We start from the raw sequence: 25,263 nt of genomic DNA, 5'->3' as shown, positions 1-25,263 counted from the left end.
AGGGCCGGTGTGCGGCCCTCCACGGCCTTCAGCCGGTCACGCGTTCCACTGCGGCCTGGTAGGAGCGCAGGCTGTGGTGGGCCGCCAGTACGGCGTTGCCCGCGGGGCCCCGGAAGAGCACCGTGGGAAAGACGTAGCGGAAGTGGTCGTCGACCTGCCTGACCGAGGGCTCGGGGGTGGTGAAGGCCTCGGGCAGGGGGGTGCGGGTCTCCGACCAGTCCGCGCGCAGGCGGGCGTCGACGGCGGCCGAGCTGAGGTCGTCCAGCAGTCGCTCCAGATTGAGGGACGGCGTGCCGTTCAGGGCCTCGGCGACGGAGGCGGCCGAGTCGGCGGGGCGGCCGTGCCTGAAGAACGACTCGCGCAGCCGCAGCAGGGCCGCGTCGCCCTGTGGCACGCCCTGCAGTTCGGCCGCGACGGCGGCGGCGGCAGCCGTCCTGGTACTGACGTGCGCCCAGTCGAGCACGGGTGTGATGGGCCTGCCGGTCTCGCGGCCGACCTGCCGCCACCCGGCGAGCACCGCCTTGGCGTCGCCGCGCCCACCGGCGGGGCCGTCGAGCTGGACGCCGAAGACGCGCCGCCACCGCACGCCCGGCCTGGCGAGCAGGTCCTCGCGCAGTTCGGCGAGCACGGGATGGGCCACCCACGACCAGACGCAGCCGGGATCGGTGAACTCCACCACCTCCAGGCCGAGCGCCACCTCGACCTCGGCCGCGCTGAGCGCCGTCATGCCGTCGTCCTGACCGGCCCGGCCCACTTCAGCTCGGGCAGGTTGACCACGATCGCCTCCTGGGTGCTCCGGGCGATGACCACGACGGCCTCCAGGTCGGGATCGGGGTTCTCCTCGCGGTGCGGCACGAACGGCGGCACGAAGATGTAGTCGCCCGGCGCGGTGTCGATCCTGATCTCCCTCGGCTCCTCCCCCTCGATGTCGAGGAAGACGAAGGACGGCCTGCCGCTGACGATGTAGATCGCGGTCTCGGAGGCGCCGTGGTGGTGGTTGGAGGAGATCGTGGCGGGCGCCACGTGCGTCTGGCCCATCCACAGGCCGCTGGAGCCGACGCTGCGCCCGCTGATGGCGGCCCGGCGGTGCATGCCGCCCGTCTGCGCGGTCTCCGAGGTCAGAGCGGCGGGCGCCACGTGGTGCAGTCTGCGGTGGTAGGGGTCCTCCGGCAGGACGATGCTCAACTGTCTCTCCTGTTCAGGTAGGTCGGGTGCTGCTGCAGGACGCCGTATCCGCCGTCGTGGTAGAGCAGCGGCCTGCTGCCCGGCTCGGCCGAGCCCTCGACGACGGCGGCGACGATGAGGCGGTGCCCGCCCGCGGTGAACCTCTCCTCGATCCGGCAGCGCAGCCACGCCGCCACGCCGTGCAGGACCGGCTCGCCCGTGGGCAGTTCGTACCATCGGGTGGCCGGGCCGAACCGGTCTGCGCCCTTGCGTGCGAACAGCTCGGCGAGCTCGCGCTGCCCGTCGGCCAGCACGTGCACGACGACGCTCTCGGCGTGGCGCAGCGCGGGCCAGGTGGAGGAGGTGGCCGAGACGCCGAAGCTGAGCAGCGGCGGATCGAGCGAGACCGAGGCCAGCGAGGTGGCCGTGAACCCGGCGGGCCCGGCATGCCCGGCTATGGTGACGACGGCCACCCCGGCCGCGTGCTGCCTGAAGGCGGCCAGGAAGGCGGCCCGGTCCAGGTCGTCGTGGATCGTGGGAATCGTGGGGATGGTCATCGGTGCCTCCTGCTGGAGTACGGGACGGTCACGGATGGGAAAGCGAAGGGGGCGCTCACCTGGCGCCGCCGATGCCGAGCGCCGATGCGCCCGCGCCGGTCAGGATGGTGTCGTCCTGAGGCGTGTGGACGCGCCCGCACAGGACGTCGCGGTAGTGGCGTTCGAGGGGATTGGCCTTGGACAGGCCGGGATTGCCGATCAGCGCCAGCGCCGATTCGACGGCTCGGACGGCGTTGCCGGTGACGGTGTACTTGACCAGGCCGGACTCGGCCCCGGCCCGCTCGTCACCGGCGTCGGCCGATGCGCCCGCCGCCTCCAGCAGGCGGGTGCCGGTCAGCAGCAGGGCGTCGATCTCGCCGACGGCCGCCTGGAACCTCGGCAGTGTGGCCAGCGGCCTGCCCAGGTTCGCCGGGGTGCGCTCGCCCAGGTAGCCGACCAGCCAGTCCCTGGCCGCCCTGGCGACGCCGTGGTAGACGGAGCTGATGACGACGTTGTTCCAGGCCAGGAACGGCGCTCCCCTGCCGGGCGGCGGCGGGCCCGCGGGGTGGACGTCGACGGCGTGCTCGGCGGGGATCCAGGCGCCCTCGAAGATGACGTCGTCGCTGCGCGTGGCCCGCATGCCCAGGTGGTCCCAGGTGCGTTCGACCCGGTAGCCGGGCGTGCCCGCCTCGACGAGGAAGGAGCCGACGAGCGGTTCGGGGTCGTCGGTGCGGGCCCACACCAGCAGCCAGCGCAGGCCGGGTATGCCGGTGCAGTACGTCTTGTGCCCGCTGAGCCGGTAGCCGCCGTCCTCGCGTGCCGCCACGGTCGCGGGCAGCCCGCCGCGCGCCGGTGTGCCGAGGTCCGGCTCCACCCTCAGCGCGTTGACCAGCGCGGGCCCGTCGAGCGCCGAGCGCTGCATCCGCTCGCGTACGGCCGTCGGCCAGGCGTTGCCCGGCCTGCCGAGCGCGGCGTGCGTCATGAGGTACTGCGAGGCGACCAGGGCGACCGACGGATCGGCTGCCCCGAGCGCGGCCACGACGGCGGCGGTGGCGGCCAGCCCTGCGCCCTGCCCGCCCGCCTGTTTCGGCAGGGTGAGCGTGAGCACCCCTGTGGCGTGCAGTTCCTCGAACGCCTCGTGCGGGAAGGCGCCGTCGCGGTCGTGGCCCGCGGCCCGCTCCGCGATGCGCGCCAGCACGGCGTCGAGACCGGCCTGGCCATGGCTTTCGCCTGTCATCGGGCCACCTCCCAGTGGTCGTACAGTGCGGCGTACCTGCCGCCGCGTGCGATGAGCTCGTCGTGGGTGCCGATCTCGGCGACGCCGCCGTCGGCGATCAGTGCGATCCGGTCGGCGTCGCGCACGGTGGACAGGCGGTGGGCGATCACGATGACCGTGCGCCCGGCCGTCAGCCGTTCGACGGCGGCGTTCACCCGGGCCTCCGTACCCGGGTCGACGCTGGAGGTGGCCTCGTCCAGGACGAGGACATCGGCTCCGGCCAGGGCCGCCCTGGCCAGCGCGACGAGTTGGCGTTCGCCCGCCGACAGCAGCGCTCCCCTGTCGCCGGCCTCGGCGGCGGGGTCGAGGCCGGTGAAGGACAGGGCGGCGAGCACCTCGGCCTCCTGGGCCTGCGGCCTGGCGAAACGCACATTGTCCAGCACGCTGCCCTGGAACAGGTGGCCCTCCTGCGGCAGCAGCACGATGCGCCGGCGCAGCGCCTCGGGGCCGGCCTCGCGCAGGTCGACGCCACCGTAGGTGACGCGGCCCGCGCCGGGGTCGTACAGGCGGGCGGCGAGTTTGACCAGCGTCGACTTGCCCGCGCCCGTCGGCCCGACCAGGGCCAGCCGTTCGCCGTGCGCCACGCGCAGGCTCACGCCGTCCAGCACGCGGTGGCCGTCGTAGCCGAAGTGCACGTCGTCGAGGACGAGTTCCCCGCGTGCGGGCAGTTCGGCGGTGCCCGAACGCAGTTCGGGCTCGGTGTCGAGCAGTTCGTACAGCTTGGCCAGGGCGGCGGCCGACGACTGGATGGTGTTGAACAGATAGCTGAGCTGCTGCACCGGCTCGAACACACCCAGCAAATACAGCACGAACGCGGTGAGCGTGCCCACGGTGAGGTCGCCGCCGAGCACCATGAACCCGCCCGCGCCGAGCACCAGCGCGGTGGTGAGCGCCGAGGAGAACTCCATCACCGGCAGGTACCTCGCCTGCACCCGCACCGCGAACGTGTTGGCCAGCAGCAGCCGCCCGTTGTGCCGGAGGAAGTCGTCGTGCTGACGCCGCTCCTGCCCGAATGCCTGGGCGATGCGGATGCCCGACAGCCCTTCGGCCAGCGCCGACATCGTCCGCCCGACGTGGTCGCGCACGTCCAGGTAGGCCCTGGCCGAGTCGCGTTTGAAGCGCAGTGTGGCCAGCGCCATGAGCGGCACGACCAGCAGGCAGACCAGGGCGAGCTGCCACGACAGCAGGGCGAGCAGCACCAGCAGCAGGCTCAGCGTCAGCACGTTCTGCACGAACTGCACCAGCCCGAGCTGCACCAGGTCCTGCAGCGCGTCGATGTCGGACGTCATCCTGGCCACCAGGCGACCGGTCGGCTCCCGGTCGTGGAAGGCGGCGGGCATGCGCAGCAGGTGCCTGAACACCCGGCCGCGCAGGTCGCGCAGGAACCGCTCGCCGATGACGCCCACCAGTCTGATCTGCGCGTTGCCCAGCAGCACGGTCAGGACGGCGGCGCCGAGGAAGGCCAGCGTCGCCACCCCCAGCACCCCGGTGTCGGGCGCCGACGGCCGCAGCCCTTCGTCGATGCCGTACCTCAGGATCCACGGCCCGGCCAGCCCGCCGAGCGTCGCGGCGACCAGGACGAGCGCGCTCAGCGCGGTCAGGCCGCGCGGCAGCGCCGCCAGTGTGCGGCGCAGCACCCGCCTGGTCTGCCTGCCGTCGAGGCGGTCCTCGTCGGAGACGGCGTAGGTGAGGTTCCACACCATCACGTGCTCCTCCCGTCGGCCGCGAGCACCTCGCGGTAGCGCGCGGAGGTGGCCAGCAGCTCCTCGTGCCCGCCTTCGGCCACGCATCGGCCCTCGTCCAGCAGCACCACCCGGTCGGCCAGCGCGATGGTCGCGGCCCTGTGGCTGACCAGCAGCGTGGTACGGCCGCGCATGACGACCGACAGCGCCTGCCTGATCTCGTGCTCCTTGGCCGGGTCGACCGCGCTGGTCACGTCGTCGAGGACGAGGACACGCGGATCGGCCATGATCGCCCTGGCGAGGGCGAGACGCTGGCGCTGGCCGCCCGACAGGCCGAGGCCGCGTTCGCCGATCACCGTGTCGTATCCGGCGTCGTGCCCGGCGACGAACTCGGCCGCCCCCGCGAGCCCGGCCGCGCGCTCGACGCGCTCGATGGGCGCGTCCGGGTCGGCGTAGGCGATGTTGTCGCGGATGGTGCCGTCGAACAGGTGGTCGTCCTCGAAGGCCACGCCGACCGCGCCGCGCAGCTCGGCCAGGCGCAGCTCCCGCACGTCGACGCCGTCGAGCAGGACGGCGCCCCGCCGTACGTCGTAGAACCTGGGGATGAGGTTGACCAGGGTGGACTTGCCCGAGCCCGTGGCGCCGACCAGGGCGACGACCTCGCCGGGACGCAGGGTGAGGTTCAGACCGCGCAGGACGTCCGGCCCTTCGCCGTAGCCGAACCAGACGTCGCGGAACCTCACCTCGCCCCTGGCGGGCACGGCCGCCGGCCTGACGCCGGAGACGATCTCGGGCTCGGTCGCGAGCAGTTCGCCGACCAGGGCGGCCGAGACCAGGCCGCGCTGGAACTGGGCGACGATCATGCCGGTCATCCGCAGCGGCCCGACCAGCATGAGCACGTAGTAGTTGAACTGCACCAGCTCGCCCAGCGTCATCGTGCCCGCCGCGACCGCGTTGCCGCCGAACCAGAGCACGGCGACCAGGCCGAGCGAGGGCAGGAACTCGATCAGCGGCAGGTACGTGGCCCTGGTCCGGCTCAGCGCGAGACCGGCCTCCAGGATGCGGGTGGTCCGTGCGGCGAGCCTGGCCTCCTCGGCGCTTTCGGCGCCCAGCCCCTTGACCACCCTGATGCCGGTGACGCTCTCCTCGACCACGGTGGCCAGGCCCGCGAGCTCGGCCTGCATCCGGCGTGAGGAGGGATGCAGGCGGGCGGAGAACCTGCGCGCGCCGAGCAGGATCAGCACGACCGAGGTGAGCGCCATCGCGGTCAGCGCGACGTCGATGCTCAGCAGCAGCGCGGTGACCCCGGCGACGATGAACACATTGGAGATCACCATGGCGATGCTCACGATGGGCTGCTGCACCTGCTGCAGGTCGGTGGCGGCGCGCGAGATGAGCCTGCCGGTGGGGGTGCGGTCGTGGAAGCCGAGATGCAGGCGCTGCAGGTGGGCGAACAGCCGCCCGCGCAGGTCCGCCTCGACCCGCCAGGCGACGACCTGCCCGAAGTACCTGCGCAGCCCGGCGGCCAGGCCCGAGACGACCCCGACGGCGGCGACGGCGAGCGCGCAGGCCACCAGCACGCCGATGTTCCCGGCCGCGAGGCCGTCGTCGAGCCCGGCCCCGACCAGGCGCGGCACCGCGACCTTCCCGGCGCTCCACACCAGGCCCGCGGCCACGCCCGCCACGACCGTGCCCCGGTAGGGCCGCACGGCCGTCAGCATCAGCCGCCATCCACGCCGGTTGACGCCCGCCTCGGCCCGCTCGCGCACGGGCGAAGGCGCGGGTGAAGGCGCGGGGCGCTCCTGCACGGCGGTCATCGGTCGCTCCGTACCAGCGTGGGAGGCGCGAGCACACGCAGCGGCGGCGGGTCGCCGTCGAAACGTTCGGCCTGGACGAGGGCCTGCTGCCCGGCGCAGCCCTGCGACAGCCGTGAGGTGGGCCGGTCGGCCGTCAGCACGTTGGGATTGCCGTGCAGGCACAGCTCGCCCTCCGGGTCGTACCAGGCGCCCGTGGCCAGGCGCACCACGCCGGGGCGCACGGCGTCGGTGAGCACGGCTCCGGCCAGGCAGGCGCCGCGGTCGTTGAACAGGCGGACGACGTCGCCGTCGGCGATGCCTCTGGCCTCGGCGTCGGCGGGATGCAGCTCGACGGGTTCGCGGCCCGCGACCTTGGCCGCCTGGCTGTGGTCGCCGACGTCGAGTTGGCTGTGCAGGCGGGTGGAGGGCTGGTTGGCGATGAGGGTCAGCGGGTGCCTGTCACGGGTACGCCACTCGGCGGGCTCGCGCCACACCGGATGGCCTGGGCAGTCGTCGTAGCCGAAGGCGGCCACGGTCGCCGAGTGCAGCTCGATCCTGCCGCTCGGGGTGGCCAGCCGATGGGCCAGCGGGTCGGCCCTGAAGGCCTCGAACAGCGTCTCGTGCTCGGCGCCGGGCGTCAGCACCAGCTCGCCGCGCTCCCAGAACTCCTCGAACGAGGGCCGCTGCGGCGTGCGCCACCCTTCGTAGAGGTGCCTGAGCCACTGCCTCGGCGTCCGCCCTTCGGTGAACTCCGCCAGCGTGCCCAGCCGTGCGGCCACACCCGCCAGGATGTCGTGGTCGTCGCGGGCCAGCCCGTACGGCTCGGCGATGCGGCGCATGGCGATGAGGTGGGTGTCGCGGCGGCCGGAGCCGAGGTCCTCGCGTTCGAGGGGCAGCGTGGCGGGCAGCACGATGTCGGCATGCCTGGCCGTGGCCGTCCAGTGCGGTTCGTGCACGATCACGGTGTCGGGCGCGGCGAAGGCGCGGCGCAGCCGGTTGAGGTCCTGGTGGTGGTGGAAGGGGTTGCCTCCGGCCCAGTACACGAGCCTGATGTCGGGATAGCTCAGGTCCTGGCCGTCGTAGGAGTAGTGCTCGCCCGGGTGCAGCAGCATGTCGGCGATCCGGGCGACCGGGATGAACGCGCGCACCGGGTTACGGCCCTGCGGCAGGTACGGCAGGCGCTCGGTCGGGCCGGTGCCGCCGACGTCGCCCATCGACCCGTAACCGTGCCCGAACCCGCCGCCCGGCAGGCCGATCTGCCCGAGCAGCGCGGCCAGGGCGAGCGCCGCCCACACCGGCTGCTCGCCGTACTCGATGCGTTGCAGGGACCAGGTGACGGTGATCAGCGTGCGGGTGGCGGCCATGCGGCGGGCCAGGTCCCTGATGGCGTCGGCCGGGATGTCGCAGATCGCGGCGGCCCAGTCGGCGTCCCTGCCCTCAAGGGAGCGGGCGAAGACGTCGAAGCCGGTCGTGTGGGTGCGCAGGAACGCGGTGTCGTGCAGGCCCTCGCTCACCAGCGTGTGGGCCAGGGCGAGCATGAGGGCGGTGTCGGTGCCCGGCCGGACCGGGTACCAGGTGGCGGGGACGCCGGGCGGCAGGTCGGCGCGGATCGGGCTGATCAGGGCCACCTCGGCGCGCAGCGAGCGCAGATGGCCCGGCGTGGTGTGCAGGGTGACGCCGCCCGGTGTGACGTGCACGTTCTTGGCCGGGATGCCGCCGAACGCGACGATCAGGCGGGTGTGCTCGGCGATGGTCGGCCAGGTGGAGGCGCGGCGCAGCACGGCCTCGGCGTCGCCGACCAGGTGCGGCAGCAGCACGGCCGACGCGCCGAGGCTGTAGGAGTTGCGTGAGGAGGTGAAGCCACCGGCCGTGTTGAGCAGGCGGTGCAGCTGACTCTGCGCGTGGTGGAAGCGCCCGGCGCTGGCCCAGCCGTAGGAGCCGCCGAAGATCGCGCTGTTGCCGTGCCCGGCCGCGACCCTGGCGATCTCGGCCGCGACCAGGTCGAGCGCGTGCTCCCAGCCGACCTCGACGAACTCCTCGCCCGCCGTGCGCGGCCTGGGGCCTGGCCCGTTCTCCAGCCAGGACCTGCGTACGGCGGGCGCCGCCACCCTGGTGGGGTGGCGCAGCGCCGATGCCACATTGCCGAGCAGGGGTGAGGGCGAGGGGTCGTCCGGGTGCGGTTCGACCGCGAGCGTGCCGCCCGCGCCGGTCCGCACCCGGAAGGCCCCCCAGTGCGAGGTGGTGAGGTGAACGCTCACGCTCCCGCGCCCACGACGCCTCTTGCCCGGCTGGCCGCCCCCGCGCGCAGCAGCGGCACCAGCCCCGCTCCCCAGTCGTGCACGTCCTGGACCGGGTCGAACCCCCTGATGAGGAAGGTGTCGACACCGATGTCGTAGTAGCGCAGCAGCGCCTCGGCGACCTGCTCGGCGGTGCCGACCACGGCCGTGGAGTTGCCGCCGGGCCCGGTCAGGTTGGTGACGCCGTACCAGAGGCGCTCGTCGTGCACCTCGCGTGCGGCGCCCTGCTCGATCAGCCTGGCCGAGCCGACCGAGGTGGACAGACCGCCCTGTCCGCGCAGGCCCTTGCCCGAGCCGAGCCTGACGGCGGTCATCGCCTTGATCTCGGCCGCGCGCTCCCACGCCTCCTGCTCGGTGTCGGCGACGATCGGCCGGGTGGACAGGCTGAAGCGCACCGTACGGCCGTGCAGGGCGGCCTGCTCGCGCACGCGGGCGATGCGCTGCTCGGTCTCGGCCAGCGGTTCGCCCCACAGCATGTACACGTCGGCGTGCTCGGCCCCGGCGCGCACGGCCGCGTCGGAGGCGCCGCCGAAGTACAGCGGGACGCCGTCGATCGCGATCGGCTTGACCAGGCTGAAGGCGCCCTCGACCCGGTAGAACTCACCCGCGTGGTCGAACGGCTCAGCGGAGGTCAGGGTACGGCGCAGCACGCTCATGAACTCGGCCGTGCGACGGTACCTGGCGTCGTGGTCGGCGAAGTCGCCGTCGCGGCGCTGGTCGGTCTCGTTGCCGCCGCTGATGTGGTGGATGGCGACCCGGCCGCCGCCGGTCAGGGCGTCCAGCGTGGCCAGCTTGCGCGCCACCAGCGTCGGCTGGACGAACCCGGGCCGGTGGGCGATCAGCACGCGCAGGTGGCCGGTGTTGTGCAGCACGCTCGCGGCCACCGCGAACCCGTCGGGCCCGGTCGCGCCGTAGCCGATGAGGACCCGGTCGAACCCGGCCCGCTCGTGGGCCTGGGCGAAGGCGATGAGGTAGTCGGCGTCGACGGGGTCGCCTTCGAGGTAGGCGCCTCTGGTCTCGGAGAAGTCCTTGGTCGCGACCATGCCGAGAATCTCGATGGACATGCGGGAGTCCTTTCGGGGTCGTGTCCGGTTCAGACGGTGGCGGGCTGCCGGTCGGTCTGCTCGTTGACGAGCCTGATGAGGTTGCCGTAGTCGACGGCGTCGGCGTAGGGCGAGTAGCCGCGGATGAGCAGGGTGGAGACGCCGAGCCCGACATAGTCCAGCAGCGACTCGGCGACCTGCTCGTAGCTGCCGACCAGCGCGGTGGAGTTGCCGCCAGCGCCGGTCGCCTTGGCCAGCGCCGTCCACAGCCGCTTGTCGTGCACGTCGTCCTGCGCGGCGTACTCGAGCAGGCGGCGCGAGCCCTCCTGGGCGCTGGAGTCGATGGGGAAGTTCCTGCGCAGCGTGCCCACCCGCTCGTTGGTGAGCCGGAGGATGTCCTGGGCGCGCTGCCAGGCCTCCTGCTCGGTGGCGGCGGGGATCGGGCGCAGGCTGACACTGAAGCGCGGGTCGCGCCCGTGCGGGGCGGCGGCGGCGCGCACCTGCTCGATGCGTTCGGCGATCCCGGCCAGCGGCTCGCCCCAGAAGGCGTAGACGTCGGCGTGCTTGGCCCCGACCCGTACCGCGTCGTCGGAGGCGCCGCCGAAGTAGATCGGCACCCGGCCTTCGGGCCGAACGGAGGAGGAGCCCTGGGCGACCCGGTAGAAGTCGCCCTCGTAGTCGAAGGGCGTCTCGGCCGTCCACTCGCGGCGCAGCACGTCGAGGAACTCGTCGGTGCGGCGGTAGCGCGACGGCTTGTCGCTGAAGTCGCCGTCGCGCGCCTGGTCGGCGTCGTCGCCGCCGGTGATGACGTGCAGGGCGACCCGGCCGGGGTGGAAGGCGTCGAGCGTGGCGAAGGCGCGGGCCGCGACCGTGGGCGCCAGGAAGCCGGGCCGGTGCGCCAGCAGCACGCCGAGGCGCTCGGTGGCGTTCAGCACCTGCCCGGCGACCGTGAACCCGTCGGGCGCGCTCGACCAGTGCGCGATCAGCACCCGGTCGAACCCGGACTCCTCGTGCGCCTTCGCCAGCCCGCGCAGGTACTCGGGCTGGACGACCGGCCCGGTCGCCGACTGGCTCTCGCTGCTCTCCTGGGTGCTGACGAGACCGATGAACTCAACCATGGTCATGCTCCTCTGCTGACGAGTCGGTGCGGCGCGATCGCGGTGCGAGCGGCCGGGGTCGTGGGGTCGTGGGCCGAGGCGAGCGCGGGCCAGTCGTCGATCCGGTGGCAGGCGGCCGACCGGCCGGGCGCGCCTGGCACGGCGGTGGGCTCCGGCGTCAGGGCGCAGGAGGCGGCGGCGAAGGGGCAGCGCCAGGCGAAGGCGCATCCGCCCGTGCCCGGCTGCGGCCCGCCGTCGCCGCGCAGGGCCTCCAGCGGGTAGCGCCGCCGTCCCGACACGCGGGGCGCCGAGGCGACGAGCAGGGCGGTGTAGGGGTGGCGCGGGTCGTCGAACACCTCGCGGACCGGCCCCTCCTCCACGATCCGGCCCCGGTACAGCACGGCCACCCTGTCGGCGACCCCGGCGAGCGACGCCAGGTCGTGCGAGATCACCACGATCCCGGCGTCGAGGGAGTCGCGCAGGTCGCCGAGCAGGCGCAGCACGTGGTTGCGGTGGGCGGCGTCCAGCGCGCTGACCGGCTCGTCGCACAGCAGCAGCCTCGGTTCGGAGATCACCGCCCTGGCGATCGCCGCGCGCTGGCGCTGGCCGCCCGAGACCTGTCCGGGCGTGCGCTCGCCCAGCGCCGGGTCCAGGCCGGTCAGCGCCAGCGCGCGGGCGACGCGCTCGGCACGCTCGGCCGGGGGCGCGCCGCGTACGGCCAGGCCTTCGCCGATGCTCTCGGCCAGGGTGAGGTCCGGGTCGAGCGAGCGCAGCGGGTCCTGGAAGACGTACTGCACGACGCCGCGTTTGCGGTGCTCGCGCAGCGCCCTGCCGCGCAGCGCCGAGACCGTCTCGCCCGCCACCTCGACGCTTCCGGCGACGGGGGTGACCAGGCCGAGCACGGCACGGGCCAGGGTGGTCTTGCCCGATCCGGTCTCGCCGACCACGCCGACGATCTCCCCGGCCGCGACGGTGAAGTCGACGTCGGTCAGGACGGGCGCCGCGGGCCTGCCCAGCCGCACCGACAGGCCGCGCACCCTGAGCAGTTCGCGGCTCATCCGGCCGCTCCGACCAGCGAGAACGCCTCGGCCTCGCGGACCAGCGAGCGCGTGTAGGGGTGGCGGGGGTCGGCCAGCACGTCGGCCGTGGCGCCGCTCTCGACGACCTCGCCCTGATAGAGCACGACGACGCGGTCGCAGGTCTCGGCCACGACGGCGAGGTCGTGCGAGACCAGGACGAGGGCCAGGCCACGCTCGGCCCGCAGGCGGCCCACCAGGTCGAGCACCTCGGCCTGTACGGTGACGTCGAGCGCGGTGGTGGCCTCGTCGGCGATGAGCAGGCGTGGGTCGCAGGAGACGGCGATCGCGATCAGCACCCGTTGCAGCATGCCGCCGGACAGCTCGTGCGGGTACTGCCCGTAGACGCGTTCCGGGTCGCGCAGCTCCATCGCGGCCAGCAGGCCGGCGGCCCGCTCCCTGGCCGCCCGTCTGCCGAGGCCGGTCTTGACCCTGAGGACCTCGGCGAGCTGCCCGCCGACCGTGAGCGAGGGGTTGAGGTAGGAGGCGGGGTCCTGGAAGACGGCCGCGACGCCGGGTCCGCGCAGCCTGGTCCACTCCTTGCGGGTGAGCGCGGTCAGGTCCTGCCCGCCGTACTGGATGGAGCCGGAGGAGACGGCGCAGCCGGGGGCGAGCACGCCGAGCACCGCGCGGCAGGTGAGGGACTTGCCGCTGCCCGACTCGCCGACCAGGCCGACGGCCTCGCCGGGTGCGACGTCGAAGCTGACACCGCGCACGGCCTCGGTGCGCCCGCCGAACACGGTGACCCGCAGGTCGCGCACCCGCAGCAGCGGCTCGGTCGAGGAATGCGACGAGGACAGGGGGTCAGGCATGGCTTGGCTCCTTCGTGGCGGCCTGGACGGGCTCGGCGGCCCGCGCGGGACCCGAGGGCGCCGCGTGGTCACCGCTGACATCGCGTACGGCGTCGGCCAGGGCGTTGAGCGCGCCGACGGTGATCATGATGACCAGCGCGGGCGCGAGCGGCGCCAGCGGGCGCTGGGCCAGATAGCCCAGGTCGGAGGCGAGGATGCCGCCCCAGGTCGGCGCGGGCGGCTCGATGCCGATGCCGAGGAAGGACAGCGAGGAGACCACCAGCAGGGCCGCGCCGGTGGCGTTGGCCGTGGTGACGGCGATCGTGGGCAGTACCTTGGCCAGGATGTGCGTGCGCAGGATGCGCCCCCGCGTGGCGCCGAGCAGTTCGGCCGCCTCGACGTACTGGGCCCGGGTGAAGCCGAGCGCCGCTGTCCTGGTGACGCGGAAGAAGACCGGGGCGAGCAGCACGCCGATGGCGACCATCGCCTGGTGCACGCCGTTGCCCACGATCCCGGCCACCGCGATGGCGAACACGATGAACGGCAGCGTGAGCAGCGAGTCGACCACGCGCATCGCCACCCATTCGGCGACCCGCCCGGCCAGCACCGAGGCCAGGCCCGGCAGCGCGCCCGCGACCAGTCCGACGCCGACCGCCTCGACCGCGCCGACCACCGAGAGGCCGGTGCCGGCCAGCAGCCTGCTCAGCACGTCCCTGCCCAGGTAGTCGGTGCCGAGCGGATGCGCGCCCGAAGGCCCCTGCAGCCGGGCGCCCGGGTCCTGGGCCAGCGGGTCGTAGGGTGCGATCCACTCCCCCGCGACCGCGACGACGCCCACGACGACCAGGACGGCCACCGCCGCCTTCACCGAGGGCAGCCGCCACGCCCTGCGCAGCGCGCCGTCGTGCCCGCTCATGCCGTTCTCCTTCCTGTGCCCGGCCGCAGCCACAGCACCAGGGCGTTGACCGCGACGTTGGAGACCAGGACGAGTGCGATGGTGGCCACCAGCGCCCCTTGGATGACGGGCACGTCGCCGCGCAGCGCCGCCTCGTGGGTGAGCTGGCCGAGCCCCGGCAGGGCGAACACCGCCTCGGTGACGACCGCGCCGCCGATCAGGCGCGGGATCTGCAGGCCGAGCACGGTGACGGCCGGTCCCGCCGCGTTGCGCAGGGCGTGCCGCAGCAGCACCCTGCCGCGTGGCAGGCCGCGCACGACCGCGCCGGTGACGTAGTTCTCGCGCAATGCGCCGACCAGCGACGTGCGCAACTGGCGGGCGACGTCGGCGGCGGCGTCCAGGCTGAGCGCCACCGCGGGCAGGGTGATCAGCCGCAGCCACTGGGCGGGATCCTCCGACAGCGGCACGTACCCGCCCGAAGGCAGGATCGGGATCACCACCGCGAACAGCACGACCAGCCCGATGCCCACCACGAACGCGGGCACGGTCGCCGCCGCCGCGCAGACCGCGGTGACCGCCCTGTCGAACCTGCCGCCCGCGTTCACCGCGGCGCCGATCCCGGCCAGGCCGCCCGCGAGCACCGCGATGAGCACGGCCAGTACGGTGATGGACAGGTCGACGGGCAGCCGCTGTGCGATGCTCTCGGCGACCGGGATCCGGGTGAACCACGACAGGCCGAGATCACCGGTGAACGCGCCGCCGAGCCAGGTGAGGTACCTGTCGAGGAAGGGGCGGTCCAGGCCGAACTCGTGGTTCATCCTGGCGATGTCCTCGGCGGTGGCGGTCTCGCCCAGCACGGTGGCGGCCGGGTTGGCGTCGCCGAGCGCGCCGAGCGCGTAGGTGAGCAGCGTCGAGACCAGGACCACGGTCGCCGTCGTCAGCAGCCCGCCCGCGAGCCTGACCGGCAGCCCGCGCCACCCGCCCCGGCTCGCGGCGGCGCCCGGCAGGGCGATCACGGTCATGGGCCGGCGACCGTCACGTCGTCGAACCGCTGTACGGCCAGGCCGCGCGGCAGCTCACTGACCTTGGCGTTGCGGGCGAAGACCCTGGGCGAGGAGAACAGCCACACATTGGGCAGCTCCCGCACGCCGATCTCGACCGCCTCCTGCAGCAGCCTGCCGTAGTCCGGGTCGTCGAGCGGCGTGGTCCGGATCTCGTCGAACTTCTCCAGCAGCGCCTTGGGCGTGTTGCGGCCCGGGTTCATCAGGCCTTCGGGCCCGTAGACGACGCCGAGCGCCTGCAGCGGCGACTCCCTGCCGACGAATCCGTCGGGGGCGAGCGCCACGTTGTGCCTGACGTAGACGAGCTGGGTGTGCTGGGCCGGGGCGATGAGCTTGATGGTGGCGTTGAAGCCCGCCGCCTTGAGCTGGGCCTGCACCTGCTCGGGCAGTCCTTCGGGCGCGCTCGTGGTGAGGGGGACGTCCACGCCGTTCGGGTGGCCCGCCTCGGCCAGCAGTTTCCTGGACTTCTCGGGGTCGTAGCCGTAGAGGTTCTCCAGGGCGGGGTTGTAGCCCGCGTGTCCCTTGGGGAAGGGCTGGAGGTTGACCTCGCCCACGCCGAAGTTGGAGGTCTCCAGCAGCGCCTTGCGGTCGACGGCGTACTTGAGCGCCTCGGTGACCTTCGGGTTGTCGAACGGCGCGATCTTGTTGTTGACGTCGAGCACCCGTACGGTCAGGGCCGGGATGACGTCGACCTTGAGCCCCGCCGCCTTGGCCGCCTCGATCTGGCCCGGCGGCAGCAGCGCCACGTCGTACTGGCCCGACTGCAGGCCGGCGACCACGGTGGCGGGCTCGGAGATCGCCTTGACCTCGAACCTCGCCGGGTGGATGCGCGCCGCGTCGTAGTAGGAGGCGTTGCGCTCCAGATTGGCGTGCGACCCGGGCACCAGCTGCGCCAGCCGGTACGGCCCGGCGCCGACCGGCTTGGCGCCGATCGACTTGGCGTCGGCCTCGAACGCCTTGGGGCTGACGACCATGCCGGTCTTTCCGGCGAACAGCGCGGGCAGCTGGTAGTCGGCGTCCTTGAGCACGACCGTGAACCGCTGCGGGCCCTCCGCCGTGACGTCGACGACATTGCGCAGCTGGGAGGCGATGAGGGAGTCCTGCTGGTCGCGTCCGCGCAGCAGGCTCTTGCGCACGGCCTCGGCGTCGAGCGGCGTGCCGTCGGTGAAGGTCAGGCCGGGGCGCAGGGTGAAGGTGACGCTCTTGCCGTCGGCCGCGTACGTCCACTCCGACGCCAGGCCGGGGATGACGCCGCCCTGCTCGTCCAGGCGGGTGATCGCACTGTAGACGAGCGAGAGGGCGTTGACGTCGTTACCGGCACTGGAGGTGACCGGATCCCACGTTGTGGGAAGCACCCAGCCCCACTTGAGCGTCTGGCCGGTGCCGCCGCCCGCCGCTCCTGCGGGTGTCCCGGCGGTGCCGCACGCGGTGAGGGTCAGGCTGGTGGAGAGCAGCAAGGCCAGCACGGCGGCTGTTCTCGATCGTCGATGCGGTGATCCGGCAGGCATGGCGGGGTCCTCTCGGGGATGACTCTCGGGGATGAACGGTGGAGTTCAGGGGTCTTCGTGACGGCTGGTCGCGATCCCACATCGCATGATCACAGTTCCACATAGTAGTAATCCCCCAAAAACCCGTCAAGAGTGTAGGAAATTGGAACAGCGGTTAAGCTGGGGCTGTGGACACCGGAAAATCGAAGATCGAGGACACGACGCGCACCGGCACCCAGGCCGTCGAACGGGCCATCACCGTGCTCCGCTCCTTCGAACGCTCGACCTCGCTCAGCCCGACCGAGGTCGCCCAGCGGGTCGGCCTGTCGGTGAGCACGGCGCATCGGCTGATCCGGGCCCTGCACACCGCCGGCATGCTGGGCCAGGACCCGGTCACCGAGCGCTACCACCTGGGCATCACCACGGCCACACTCGGCCGCCTGGCCCTTGAACGGCTCGGCGCGACCACGATGCTGCCCGAGCTGGAGAAGCTGCGCGACCTCACCGGCGAAGCCGTCAACCTGGGCGTACGCATCGGCGACGAGGTCGCCGTCCTCCTCCAGGTCCCCTCACGCCAGCCCCTGCGCTACGAACAGGAGCCCGGCACGCGCAATCCCATACACGTGTGCGCGATGGGCAAGGCCCTGCTGGCCTTCGGCACACCCGACGTGGCCATGGCCGAGCCGTTCACCCGGTTCACCGACTCGACCATCACCACGCATGCCGAACTCGCCGAGGAACTCGACCGCATCCGAGCCCGGGGCTGCGCCATCAACTACGAGGAACGCGTCCCCGGCGTACGCGCCCTCGCCATGCCGGTCCGCGACGGCCGAGGCAACGTCCTGGCCGCCGTCGCCATCCAGGGCCCCTCAGTCCGCCTGGGCGACGACCGCCTCCCCGAACTCACCACCGCCCTGTCGGCCACCACAACACTGCTCAGCGGGGCACCATTGGCTTATGCGCCTTCTTGAGGGGGCGGGGTTCGGGGGGACCTGGGCCTTCGCACGGGGTGTGGAGTGCGGGGGTGCGGGGTGCGGGGGTGTGGAGTGCGGGGGTGTGGAGTGCGGGGGTGTGGAGTGCGGGGGTGTGGAGTGCGGGGCTCCGGTCTGTGGAGCTCTCGCTGACGACCTCCCGGTCTGGGGCTCTATCGCGAAAAATCCCCACATGCATACAGACAGCCACCCCAACTGCCCCAGCCACCCCAACTGTCCCTGCTGCCCCAGCCACCCCCGCTGCCCCGCTGCCCCCGCAGCTTCCAGCCTCAGCCCCCCAAGCCCCCACAGGGCCACAAATCCCGCACCCACGGGCCAAGCCCAGCCACCCAGCCACCCGCCCACGGGTCACCCGGCCACCGGCCACTGGTCACCCAGCGACCCGGACACCCGGACACCCGGCCACCGGCCACCCGGTCACGCGCCCACCGGCTACCCGGCCACCTCCTCGCGCCTCAAGCGTCCGCCCGATGGCTCCCGGCCCGTGGTGGACTCCGGCATGCCGTACCTCTGCCACAACCGGTGCAGGCCCGGCGGCGACCACCAGGCCCATGGGCCGAGCAAGCGCATGGTGGCGGGCACCAGGAGGGCGCGGACCACGGTGGCGTCGATGACGATGGCGATGGTCAGGCCGACGCCGGTCATCTTCATGAAGGTGATCCCGGAGACCATGAACCCGCCGACCACCACGACGACCAGCAGCGCCGCGCTCGTGATGATGCGTGCGGTGTGCTGCAACCCCCTGGCCAGCGACTCGGCGGTGTCGCCGGTGCGCAGCCACTCCTCGTGCACCCGCGACAGCAGGAACACCTCGTAGTCCATCGCCAGCCCGAAGGCGATCGCCACGATCAGCACCGGAAAGTTCACATCGACGGCCCCGACGGGCACGAACCCCAGCACACCCGACAGCCAGCCGTCCTGGAAGATCAGCTTGATCGCCCCGAACGACGCCGACAACGACAGCAGGTTCAGCACCACCGACTTGACCGGCAGCACCACCGACCCGAACGCCAGGAACAGCACCACGAACGACACCACGCTCACGAACACCGCCATCCACGGCATCCGGGACAGCACCATGTCCACGATGTCCACCCGCGAGGCGGGCATCCCGGTGAACGACGCACGGGCACCGCCGGGCTCGGGCACCGCGCGTACGGCCTCCACCATGCGCCTGGCCTCGACCGACATCGGATCGACGGCATACCCGAGCGTCAGTCTGGCCTGATCCCCCGCTACGCCGGTGACGCGTACCCCCTCGACCCCGGCGACGGCGTCCAGCCTGCGCGCGTAGTCGTCGAGCGACGGCCGCGACGGAGCGTGCTCGACGACGGCGGTCACCAGCCTGGCCGGATCGGCCCCGAACCCGGCGGCCAGCCGTTCGGTCACCACGCGGGCCTCGGCCCCTGCGGGCAGGACCCAGTCGCCCGGTCTGGCCCAGTTCACCCCGAGGAACGGCAGCCCGAGACCGAGCAGGACGACGACGATGGCCATGGTGGACAGCGCGGGGCGGCGCATGACGACATGCGCGAGGTGGTACCAGCGGCCCTGTTCGACCGGCGGCTCCCGCCTGACCCGGCGCGTGGCGATCCGATGCCCGGCCATCCGCAGCACGGCGGGCAGCAGGGTCAGCGACGCGAGGACGGCCAGCAGCGCGACCCCGGCCCCGGCGAACCCCATCGACAGCAGGAACCTGGACGGGAACACGGTCAGCCCGGCGAACGACAGCGCGACGATCACCCCGGAGAACATGATCGTGCGCCCGGCCGTGGCCATCGTGCGCCGTACCGCGTCGTCCAGGTCGCGCCCGGCCCGCAGCTCCTCCCTGAACCTGCTCACCATGATCAGCGCATAGTCGATCGCGAGCCCGAGCCCCAGAATGCTGACCACCTGGATGGCGAACGTCGAGATGTCGGCGAAGTACGTGACCACCCGCAGCACGGCCAGCGACCCGAGCGCGGCCGTCAGCCCGATCAGCAGCGGCAGCGCCGCGGCCGTCACACTACGGAAGATCAGCAGGAGCAGCACGAGCAGCACCGGGATCGACAGCGACTCGGCGAGCAGCAGGTCGCGCATCGTCTGCCGGTTGACCTGGTCGGTCATCGAGGTGACCCCGCCGAACCTGACCGTCAGCCCCGGCGCGCGCAACGCCTCCTGTACGGCACGCAGCTGCAGCACGCGCTCCTGGTCGACGCTGGAGGCCAGCTGCAACGTCACATAGGTGGCACGCCCGTCGCGTGACACGAAGGCGGGCGAACGCGTCGACCAGTACGACTCCAGCCTGACCACGTTCGCACGCGGCACCGCCTCGATCGCCGAGCGCACCGCCCTTTCGAACGCGGCGTCGCCCACCGTGAGCGTGTCGCTCTCGTACAGCACGACGACGTCGTTGGCATGGCGTCCGAGCGGTCCCGAGAGCACCCGGTCGGCATGCACCGACTCGCTCGCCGGGTCGTCGAACCCGGCCCCGCCGCCCAGCACGCCGAACACCCCGGCGCCCCAGCCCCCGGCCACCACGGCCAGCAGCAGCGCCCCCACCACGATCCACAGCCGCCGCCGTACGGCGAAGCCTCCCAGAGTGGCTAACAACGCACTCCCCCTCGATCCCGAGCGAATTATGGATAGCGACACTATCGACTATCCATATGATGCTCACAAGTCCACCACAGTGGGAAGTGGCAAGCCCCGCTCTCTATCATCGAAGGCAGGACAGGGCGGGAGCGGGAGGGGTGGGCGGATGCGCATCGGCGAGCTCAGCAGGCTCAGCGGGGTGCCGATCCCCACGATCAAGTTCTACGTGCGCGAAGGCCTGGTGGCGCAGGGCGAGCTCACCAGCCGCAACCAGGCGCGCTACACCGGCGAGCACCTGCGCCGGATCAAGCTCATCCGGGCTTTGGTCGAGGTCGGCGGCCTGAGCATCGCCGAGGCCGCCGAGGTGCTCGCGTTGATGGACTCCCGTGCGAGCGACCTGGAGACGCTCGGCAAGGCCCAGTACGCGCTGACACCGCGCAGACCCCGCCAGAGCGAGCCCGACGAGGCCGCCGAATGGGCCCGGCTCCAGGTCGACGAGCTGATCGAAAGGCACGGCTGGCAGGTGCGTGCGACCAATCCGGCCCGCAGGACGCTGGCCGACGCCCTGGCCGCCCTGCGCAGGCTCGGCCACGAGGACTACGCGGGCCTGCTCGACGACTACGCCCGCGCGGCGGCGGGGATGGCCGTGCTGGAGGTCGACGGCGTGCTGCGCTCGCCCAGCCAGGACGGCATGGCCGAGGCGGTCGTGGTCAGGACCTCGATCGGCGACTCCATGGTGAGCGCCCTGCGCAGACTGGCCCAGGAGGCGGAGACCACCAGCAGGTTCGGCCGGGCCGAAGGCTGACGACCTCGCCGATCATGCGTTCGGTTCCGCCTGGCGGCACCAGGCGCTCTTGACCGCGAGAGTGCGCTGGATCACACTCCCCGTACATGGCCAGATTGAATCCAATTTTGCGATTCATGCCCAGCCGGAGGTCCAGTGATCGCAACAGTGACCGGTTTGGTGAAGGATTTCGGCAACGCCCAGCGTGCCGTCGACGGCGTTGACTTCGAGATCGGCGAGGGCGAGTTCTACTCCCTGCTGGGCCCGTCGGGCTGCGGGAAGACCACCACCCTGCGCTGTGTGGCGGGACTGGAGCGCCCGGACGAGGGCGTGATCACCCTGGCGGGCACGACGGTGTGCGGGCCGGGCGTGTACGTGCCGACCGAGCGGCGTGACATCGGGATGGTGTTCCAGAGCTATGCGATCTGGCCGCACATGACGGTGTTCGAGAACGCGGCCTTCCCCCTGCGGGTCGACGGTGTGCGCCGCCCCAGGGCCGAGGTGCGCGAGCGGGTGGAGGAGGTGCTGGCCACGGTCGGCCTCGACGAGGTGGCGGGGCGCTCGGCGACCCGGTTGTCCGGCGGCCAGCAGCAGCGGCTCGCGCTGGCCAGGGCGTTGATCAGGCGGCCCAAGCTGCTCCTGCTCGACGAGCCGCTGTCCAACCTGGACGCCAGGCTGCGCGACCGCATGCGAGCCGAGATACGCGACCTGCAACGCAGGCTCGGCATCAGCACCCTGTTCGTCACGCACGACCAGGCCGAGGCCCTGTCGATGTCGACCAGGATCGCGGTGATGGAGGGCGGCAGGATAGCCCAGCAGGGCACGCCGAGGCAGATCTACGAGCGCCCGGCGACCAGGTTCGTCGCCGATTTCGTGGGCATCGCGAACTTCGTACGCGCCGAGGTCGTGGCCGGAGGCGGCCTGCGCACCCCGGCGGGCACGCTGGGGGCGACGTGCACGGCGGAGGCCGGCTCGCAGGTCACCGTCTCCTTCAGGCCGGAGAACGTGCACGTGCACGACGAGCCGTCGGCCATGGCGCTGAAGGGCACGGTCGAGCGCGTCGACTTCCTCGGCGAGACGCTCGACTGCCGGGTCAGGCTGGACGGCTCGGCGCAGAGTGTGACGATCAGGCGGCATCCCGCGTCGGGGCACCGGGAGGGCGACACGATCTACGTCGAGCCGATCCCCGAGCGCTGCGCCGTCCTGACCGACGGCGGCTGATCCCCCTTTCCGGCCCGGCCGCAGACCGAAAGGCCTGCCCGCAGACCGAAATCCACCGGCAAGGACCGACGGGGCGGTCGCCGTACAGAGATTGGATACAGGATCCCATGAAGACACGATTCCTCTGTCTGGCCGTCCTGCTCGTCGCCGGATGTGGCACGGGCACCGAGACCAAGAGCTCGGTTGCGGGCCCCGCGACGACACAGAAGGCCACGACCGTGTGCCAGGCCGTCGCACTCGGACCTGTCACACGCTGCGAGAACTTCTACGAGGACTACTGGCCCACCCTCAAGACCAATCTGGACGCCCTGCACCAGGAGGCCAGGAAGACCGACGGCGGGCAACTCGTCGTCTGGGACTGGTACGAGCTCAGCCCGGACCTGATCAAGGAGTTCACCACGCGCTTCCCCGGCATCACGGTCAAGACGCGCGGCCTCACCTACAACCTATCGTCGGCCATCATCTCGGCCAAGGCCACCGGCGAGCGCAACACCGACGTGGTCTCCGGCTCGATCACCAGCATCACCCCCATGTACGACGAGGGCTTCTGGGAGAAGGTCGACTGGACGAAGTACGGCGTGCCCAAGGAGTGGTTCACCGTCGGCGCGCCCGAACTGCTGCCCGACAGCGTCAACGGCCCGCTCGTGCAGTACAACGTCAAGAAGGCGGCCACCGTGCCCGACACCTGGGAGGGCTTCCTCGCCCCCGAGTGGAAGGGCAGGACCGCCATGGCCAGCTACGAGTCGCAGGTCTTCACCGGCTACGGCATGAAGCACGGCAAGGACAGGATGGTCCAGCTGATCAAGGACCTGCGCGGCAAGGGCGGCCTCACCCTCACCGACAACCCGGGCCCGCTGCTGGCCGGAGGCGACAAGCCCGCGGTGTTCAGCGGCCCGCTCTACGACCCCAACCCCGACCTCGCCGTCTCCGCCCTGCAGACCGAGAACATGTACCTGCAGTTCTCCGGCGTCAACGCGCACGGCAAGAACAAGCCGGCCGCCGAGCTGTTCCTGCTGTGGAACGCCTACGACCCCGACTGGCTCAAGCTCCGCATGACCGACAAGAGGTTCATCACCCTGCAGACGCCCTTCCCCGGCCTGCCCAAGTCGGTGTTCGACCAGTCGAGCGGCGTGCTCAAGCGCAACCAGGACGCCTTCTTCGGCGCGATCGACAAGGGCTGGACGGTGTTCGAGACGCAGGCGAACCGTGACCAGTACAACGAGCTGATCAAGGCGGCCCAGAAGGCGATCGAGGCCAAGTGAGGCGGCACGGCCTGCGCGTGATCACGGCGGCGGCCGTCGCCGTGATCGCCTACCTCCTGATCGTCCCGCTCGCCGTCCAGGCCATCACCGCACTGCGCGGCCTGTACCTGCCCTTCGGCCTGTCGACGGCCCGATGGAGCACGACGGCCTTCACCACCCTGTACGGCGAGCTGTCGGGCGACCTGCTGGCGACGGCCAGGGACACGGCGCTGTTCGTCGGCGGCTCGGTCCTGGTCTCCGGCCTGGTCGGCTGGGCGCTGGCCTGGCTGGTCGTCCGGACCGACCTGCCGGGGCGCCATCTGGTCACCGTCCTGGTCATCGTGCCGTTCGTGATCCCGCCGATCGTGCGGGCCCAGGGCTACTTCCTCATGCTGGCCCCCGAGTCCGGCGTGCTGAACCGGCTGCTCGGCGGCTGGATCGACCCGTTCGACTTCACCACGATGATCGTCGTACAGGGCCTGGCGAACGTCACGTTCCCCTTCCTGCTGCTCATGCCGATCATGCAGAACATGGGCAGCTCGCACGAGGAGGCGGCCAGGGCGAGCGGCGCCTCCGCCTGGCAGACCTTCCGCAAGGTGACACTGCCGATGCTCTGGCCGGGCACGCTCGGCGTGGTCGCGATGCTGACCATGCTGCTCATGGGCAATCTGGAGATCCCGCTGCTGTTCGGCCAGCAGGAGGGCGGCAACATCTTCGCGCTGAAGCTCTGGAGCCTCATCACACCGACACCGGGCGACCTGCCCAGGTACGGCCTGGCCGCCGCCTACGCGCTGAACTTCCTGGTGGCGGTGGCGCTGATCTTCAGGGTGTACCTCTGGGCGACGCGTGACGCCGCACAGCGCGCCTCGGTGACGGGCAAGGACTTCCGGCCGGTCAGGCTCCCGCTCGGCCGTGGCCGGTTGCCCGCCGCCGCCCTGGTCGTGCTCTACCTGCTGCCCACGGCCCTGCTGCCGCTGGTGGCGCTGCTCTGGTCGGCGCTCACGCCGTACGCGATGCCGATGAACTGGGACAACCTCCTCCAGCACACGGGGGTCGGGGCCTTCGGCGAGGCGGTGGCCGATCCGGAGTTCTGGGCGGCGCTCGGCCGGACCGCCGTCATCTCGGTCGGCAGTGCCACGCTCGCGGTCGCGGTGGCGATGGTCGCGGCGTACTACACCGCGCGTGGCGGCCGGACCTGGGGCACGCGGATCGTCGACGTGCTCACCTCCTCCTCGCTGGCCGTGCCCGCGACGATGGCCGGGTTCTCCGCGTTCCTGCTGTACTCCTCGATCAACCGGTGGATTCCGCTGGTCGGGACCGTGTGGGTGCTGACGCTGGCCTACTCCTACCGGGTGGCGGTCGCCTACCGGATCGCCTACAGCGCGGTGCTGCAGATCAATCCCGAGCTGGAGGACGCCGCCTCGGCCTCGGGGGCCTCGCGCCTGGCGGCCTTCAGGCGGGTGGTGCTGCCGCTGCTGCTGCCGGCCGCCGCCGCGGCGTGGATCCAGATGGTCATCCTCGGGGCCAACGAGTTCACGATCGCCGCCTTCCTCGCCACGCCGGAGTCGCGCCCGCTGTCGTGGTACCTCTACAGCCGCATCAACCCGAACGCGGCCCAGCTCTACGCCCCCGACCAGGGAGCCGCGATGGCCGTGATCTTCACCGTCGTCGTCCTGGTCGCCGGGTACGGCGTGCGCCTGCTGCTGTCCAGGCGCGCTTCCCTGTCCACGCCCCTGTTGTAGGAGAGGACCCCCATGTCGGCATCGGCAGAGCGCAACAAGGAGATCGCCCTGAAGATCTGGGGCCGCGACGTCGGTTCGAAGGTCGACCCCGACGGCCCCGAGTTCGAGGAGCACTTCCGCACTTACCACACCGAGGACTACTGGAACCACGCCTCCGAGCCCGGCAAGGACCGGGGCATCGAGAACGCCAGGATGGTCAGGCACGCCTTCCAGCTGCTGTTCACCGACGCGCGTTTCGACATCGAGATGGCCGTGGCCGAGGGCGAGTGGGTGGTGCTGAAGGGCATGTTCACCGCCTACCACACCGGCGGCACCCTGTTCGGCATCGAGGCCGACGGCAGGTTCGTCAGCCAGCCGCACGTGCACATCCTGCGCTTCCGCGACGAGAAGGTGAGCGAGCACTTCGTGGTGCGCGACGACTTCCCGATGTGGCAGCAGATGTCCAACGACGGCCGCGAGGCGGGCATCGTACGCTTCGCCGAACAGTCGCAGGCCGAGAGAGCGGAAGGCTGAG

The 25,263-nt window shown here is 72.0% G+C and carries 21 protein-coding genes; 6 read left to right on the top strand and 15 right to left on the bottom strand.

The window, feature by feature from the left end:
• Positions 1 to 28 precede the first annotated feature (28 nt).
• Genes ACTWNK_RS19355 through ACTWNK_RS19290 form a run of 14 tightly spaced genes read right to left on the bottom strand, consistent with a single transcriptional unit; the run spans position 29 to position 16,219 of the window.
• Complete coding sequence (locus ACTWNK_RS19355) at positions 29 to 727, bottom strand: DsbA family oxidoreductase (protein WP_474305669.1); 699 nt, start codon at positions 725 to 727, stop codon at positions 29 to 31.
• Positions 724 to 1,185, bottom strand: coding sequence for a cupin domain-containing protein (locus ACTWNK_RS19350; protein WP_474305667.1), 462 nt, complete (start codon positions 1,183 to 1,185; stop codon positions 724 to 726). The genes ACTWNK_RS19355 and ACTWNK_RS19350 overlap by 4 nt, the downstream gene beginning before the upstream one ends.
• On the bottom strand, positions 1,182 to 1,721 hold the full coding sequence (locus tag ACTWNK_RS19345) for a flavin reductase family protein (RefSeq protein ID WP_474305665.1): 540 nt from the start codon (positions 1,719 to 1,721) through the stop codon (positions 1,182 to 1,184). Before ACTWNK_RS19345 ends, ACTWNK_RS19350 begins: the two co-directional genes overlap by 4 nt.
• 55 nt (positions 1,722 to 1,776) lie before the next feature.
• On the bottom strand, positions 1,777 to 2,937 hold the full coding sequence (locus ACTWNK_RS19340; RefSeq protein WP_474305663.1) for an acyl-CoA dehydrogenase family protein: 1,161 nt from the start codon (positions 2,935 to 2,937) through the stop codon (positions 1,777 to 1,779).
• Positions 2,934 to 4,679, bottom strand: a complete 1,746-nt coding sequence (locus tag ACTWNK_RS19335) for an ABC transporter ATP-binding protein (protein WP_474305661.1) — start codon at positions 4,677 to 4,679, stop codon at positions 2,934 to 2,936. Before ACTWNK_RS19335 ends, ACTWNK_RS19340 begins: the two co-directional genes overlap by 4 nt.
• The gene (locus ACTWNK_RS19330) at positions 4,679 to 6,475 is read right to left on the bottom strand and encodes an ABC transporter ATP-binding protein (protein WP_474305659.1); all 1,797 of its coding nucleotides are present in this window, start codon (positions 6,473 to 6,475) and stop codon (positions 4,679 to 4,681) included. The genes ACTWNK_RS19335 and ACTWNK_RS19330 overlap by 1 nt, the downstream gene beginning before the upstream one ends.
• On the bottom strand, positions 6,472 to 8,712 hold the full coding sequence (locus ACTWNK_RS19325) for a molybdopterin-dependent oxidoreductase (RefSeq protein ID WP_474305657.1): 2,241 nt from the start codon (positions 8,710 to 8,712) through the stop codon (positions 6,472 to 6,474). The genes ACTWNK_RS19330 and ACTWNK_RS19325 overlap by 4 nt, the downstream gene beginning before the upstream one ends.
• Entirely contained in the window at positions 8,709 to 9,815 is a 1,107-nt protein-coding gene (locus ACTWNK_RS19320) for an LLM class flavin-dependent oxidoreductase (RefSeq protein WP_474305655.1), read from the bottom strand. The genes ACTWNK_RS19325 and ACTWNK_RS19320 overlap by 4 nt, the downstream gene beginning before the upstream one ends.
• 29 nt (positions 9,816 to 9,844) lie before the next feature.
• Entirely contained in the window at positions 9,845 to 10,912 is a 1,068-nt protein-coding gene (locus ACTWNK_RS19315) for an LLM class flavin-dependent oxidoreductase (protein ID WP_474305653.1), read from the bottom strand.
• 2 nt (positions 10,913 to 10,914) lie between these two features.
• Positions 10,915 to 11,949 carry an ABC transporter ATP-binding protein gene (locus ACTWNK_RS19310; protein WP_474305651.1) on the bottom strand — a complete coding sequence of 345 codons (1,035 nt, stop codon included), beginning with the start codon at positions 11,947 to 11,949 and terminating at the stop codon, positions 10,915 to 10,917.
• Positions 11,946 to 12,779 (bottom strand): ABC transporter ATP-binding protein, encoded by an 834-nt coding sequence (locus ACTWNK_RS19305; RefSeq protein ID WP_474305649.1) that lies wholly within the window; start codon positions 12,777 to 12,779, stop codon positions 11,946 to 11,948. Before ACTWNK_RS19305 ends, ACTWNK_RS19310 begins: the two co-directional genes overlap by 4 nt.
• Complete coding sequence (locus ACTWNK_RS19300) at positions 12,772 to 13,671, bottom strand: ABC transporter permease (protein ID WP_474305647.1); 900 nt, start codon at positions 13,669 to 13,671, stop codon at positions 12,772 to 12,774. Before ACTWNK_RS19300 ends, ACTWNK_RS19305 begins: the two co-directional genes overlap by 8 nt.
• Positions 13,668 to 14,672 (bottom strand): ABC transporter permease, encoded by a 1,005-nt coding sequence (locus ACTWNK_RS19295; protein WP_474305645.1) that lies wholly within the window; start codon positions 14,670 to 14,672, stop codon positions 13,668 to 13,670. Before ACTWNK_RS19295 ends, ACTWNK_RS19300 begins: the two co-directional genes overlap by 4 nt.
• The gene (locus ACTWNK_RS19290) at positions 14,669 to 16,219 is read right to left on the bottom strand and encodes an ABC transporter substrate-binding protein (protein WP_474305643.1); all 1,551 of its coding nucleotides are present in this window, start codon (positions 16,217 to 16,219) and stop codon (positions 14,669 to 14,671) included. The genes ACTWNK_RS19295 and ACTWNK_RS19290 overlap by 4 nt, the downstream gene beginning before the upstream one ends.
• A gap of 167 nt (positions 16,220 to 16,386) precedes the next feature.
• On the opposite strand from ACTWNK_RS19290, the gene ACTWNK_RS19285 reads away from it, so the two are divergent.
• Complete coding sequence (locus ACTWNK_RS19285; protein WP_474305641.1) at positions 16,387 to 17,169, top strand: IclR family transcriptional regulator; 783 nt, start codon at positions 16,387 to 16,389, stop codon at positions 17,167 to 17,169.
• A gap of 453 nt (positions 17,170 to 17,622) precedes the next feature.
• Here ACTWNK_RS19285 and ACTWNK_RS19280 read toward each other — a convergent pair whose 3' ends face one another.
• Positions 17,623 to 19,779 carry an MMPL family transporter gene (locus ACTWNK_RS19280; RefSeq protein WP_474305639.1) on the bottom strand — a complete coding sequence of 719 codons (2,157 nt, stop codon included), beginning with the start codon at positions 19,777 to 19,779 and terminating at the stop codon, positions 17,623 to 17,625.
• Positions 19,780 to 19,927: 148 nt separating this feature from the next.
• Here ACTWNK_RS19280 and ACTWNK_RS19275 point away from each other — a divergent pair, with 148 nt between their 5' ends.
• From ACTWNK_RS19275 to ACTWNK_RS19255, 5 genes are all read left to right on the top strand, one after another.
• A complete protein-coding gene (locus ACTWNK_RS19275) occupies positions 19,928 to 20,566 on the top strand; it encodes a MerR family transcriptional regulator (RefSeq protein ID WP_474305637.1) in 639 nt (212 codons plus the stop codon).
• Positions 20,567 to 20,725: 159 nt separating this feature from the next.
• On the top strand, positions 20,726 to 21,766 hold the full coding sequence (locus ACTWNK_RS19270; RefSeq protein WP_474310944.1) for an ABC transporter ATP-binding protein: 1,041 nt from the start codon (positions 20,726 to 20,728) through the stop codon (positions 21,764 to 21,766).
• A 107-nt stretch (positions 21,767 to 21,873) separates the two neighbouring features.
• The gene (locus ACTWNK_RS19265; protein ID WP_474305635.1) at positions 21,874 to 23,028 is read left to right on the top strand and encodes a hypothetical protein; all 1,155 of its coding nucleotides are present in this window, start codon (positions 21,874 to 21,876) and stop codon (positions 23,026 to 23,028) included.
• Positions 23,025 to 24,749 (top strand): ABC transporter permease, encoded by a 1,725-nt coding sequence (locus ACTWNK_RS19260; protein ID WP_474305633.1) that lies wholly within the window; start codon positions 23,025 to 23,027, stop codon positions 24,747 to 24,749. Before ACTWNK_RS19265 ends, ACTWNK_RS19260 begins: the two co-directional genes overlap by 4 nt.
• Before the next feature lie 12 nt (positions 24,750 to 24,761).
• Positions 24,762 to 25,262, top strand: coding sequence for an ester cyclase (locus ACTWNK_RS19255; protein WP_474305631.1), 501 nt, complete (start codon positions 24,762 to 24,764; stop codon positions 25,260 to 25,262).
• The last annotated feature ends 1 nt before the right edge of the window (position 25,263 follow it).

It is taken from the genome of Nonomuraea sp. IBHARD001 (genome assembly GCF_056106265.1).
Note: the sequence above shows the minus strand (reverse complement) of the source record. Positions and strands in the feature narration are given on the sequence as shown.

What these genes read in the sequence shown, in the direction of transcription:
- ACTWNK_RS19355 (WP_474305669.1), bottom strand. Translation starts at nt 727, where the DNA reads ATGACGGCGCTCAGCGCGGCCGAGGTCGAGGTGGCGCTCGGCCTGGAG.
- ACTWNK_RS19345 (WP_474305665.1), bottom strand. Translation starts at nt 1,721, where the DNA reads ATGACCATCCCCACGATTCCCACGATCCACGACGACCTGGACCGGGCC.
- ACTWNK_RS19340 (WP_474305663.1), bottom strand. Translation starts at nt 2,937, where the DNA reads ATGACAGGCGAAAGCCATGGCCAGGCCGGTCTCGACGCCGTGCTGGCG.
- ACTWNK_RS19335 (WP_474305661.1), bottom strand. Translation starts at nt 4,679, where the DNA reads ATGGTGTGGAACCTCACCTACGCCGTCTCCGACGAGGACCGCCTCGAC.
- ACTWNK_RS19330 (WP_474305659.1), bottom strand. Translation starts at nt 6,475, where the DNA reads ATGACCGCCGTGCAGGAGCGCCCCGCGCCTTCACCCGCGCCTTCGCCC.
- ACTWNK_RS19320 (WP_474305655.1), bottom strand. Translation starts at nt 9,815, where the DNA reads ATGTCCATCGAGATTCTCGGCATGGTCGCGACCAAGGACTTCTCCGAG.
- ACTWNK_RS19315 (WP_474305653.1), bottom strand. Translation starts at nt 10,912, where the DNA reads ATGGTTGAGTTCATCGGTCTCGTCAGCACCCAGGAGAGCAGCGAGAGC.
- ACTWNK_RS19310 (WP_474305651.1), bottom strand. Translation starts at nt 11,949, where the DNA reads ATGAGCCGCGAACTGCTCAGGGTGCGCGGCCTGTCGGTGCGGCTGGGC.
- ACTWNK_RS19305 (WP_474305649.1), bottom strand. Translation starts at nt 12,779, where the DNA reads ATGCCTGACCCCCTGTCCTCGTCGCATTCCTCGACCGAGCCGCTGCTG.
- ACTWNK_RS19300 (WP_474305647.1), bottom strand. Translation starts at nt 13,671, where the DNA reads ATGAGCGGGCACGACGGCGCGCTGCGCAGGGCGTGGCGGCTGCCCTCG.
- ACTWNK_RS19295 (WP_474305645.1), bottom strand. Translation starts at nt 14,672, where the DNA reads ATGACCGTGATCGCCCTGCCGGGCGCCGCCGCGAGCCGGGGCGGGTGG.
- ACTWNK_RS19290 (WP_474305643.1), bottom strand. Translation starts at nt 16,219, where the DNA reads ATGCCTGCCGGATCACCGCATCGACGATCGAGAACAGCCGCCGTGCTG.
- ACTWNK_RS19275 (WP_474305637.1), top strand. Translation starts at nt 19,928, where the DNA reads ATGCGCATCGGCGAGCTCAGCAGGCTCAGCGGGGTGCCGATCCCCACG.
- ACTWNK_RS19265 (WP_474305635.1), top strand. Translation starts at nt 21,874, where the DNA reads ATGAAGACACGATTCCTCTGTCTGGCCGTCCTGCTCGTCGCCGGATGT.
- ACTWNK_RS19255 (WP_474305631.1), top strand. Translation starts at nt 24,762, where the DNA reads ATGTCGGCATCGGCAGAGCGCAACAAGGAGATCGCCCTGAAGATCTGG.